General features: G+C 69.4%; 1 pseudogene. It reads right to left on the minus strand.

The features are described 5' to 3' along the window. A pseudogene (locus ACTJLF_RS34625) lies at nt 1-778 on the minus strand (RHS repeat-associated core domain-containing protein); the annotation flags it as partial.

Consider the following 778-nt stretch of genomic DNA (forward strand, 5'->3'; position numbering starts at 1 on the left):
CCACGAGCTGGCCCGCGGCGTCGTAGCGATAGGTCTGCTGCCGCCCGTCGAAACCTTCCTTCTGGATTTGACGGTCCAGCGCATCCCAGGCGAACTGCGTGTGAGCGCCGTTCTCGTCGGTCAGGCGGACCATGCGCCCGGCGAGGTCGTAGGCGAACTGCTGCGCAAGCCCCCGGTTCCAGCGCCGGGTGACGCGCCCCCAAAGGTCGTAGGCAAAGCCGATGGCGGGCGTGGAGCCGTCGTCCCCGGGCGCCATCACTTGCACCACGCGGCCGGCCGCATCGCGGCGATAGCGCGTAACGCTGCCGTCGGGCTGGTGCAGGGCACTGAGCTCGCCGGCCATGTCGTAGTCGTAGTGGATGCTGTGGCCCAGCGCGTCCGTGTACCGGATCCTCTGCCCCCAGCGGTCGTATTGCGCTTCGCTCGCGTGTCCCGAGCAATCGACATGCCGCACGAGCTGGCCGGCATGGTTCCACGTCAGGTGCTTGATGCCTCCTCGGGCGTCGGTGACGCGCGCGGGGTGCTCGCAGGCCAGCGGCGCGTCTTCGGGCAGGGGGTACTCGCTGCGCTCAGTGCTGCCGTCGGCCAAGACCACTTCAGTCATGCGGCCAAAGGCGTCGTAGTCAAAACGCGTGACGCCCCCGGTGGCGTCGCTTACCGAGACCAGGCGTCCGGCGGCGAGGTCGTGGCCGTAGCTCCATCGCGTGCCGTCGGGCAACTGCTTGCCCAGAAGGCGGCCTTCGCCGTCATAGCGCAGCCGTGTGGTGCGCCCCAGGGG

The organism is Variovorax sp. 22077, from assembly GCF_052044195.1.
In the GTDB taxonomy this organism is placed as follows: Bacteria; Pseudomonadota; Gammaproteobacteria; order Burkholderiales; family Burkholderiaceae_C; genus Variovorax; species Variovorax atrisoli.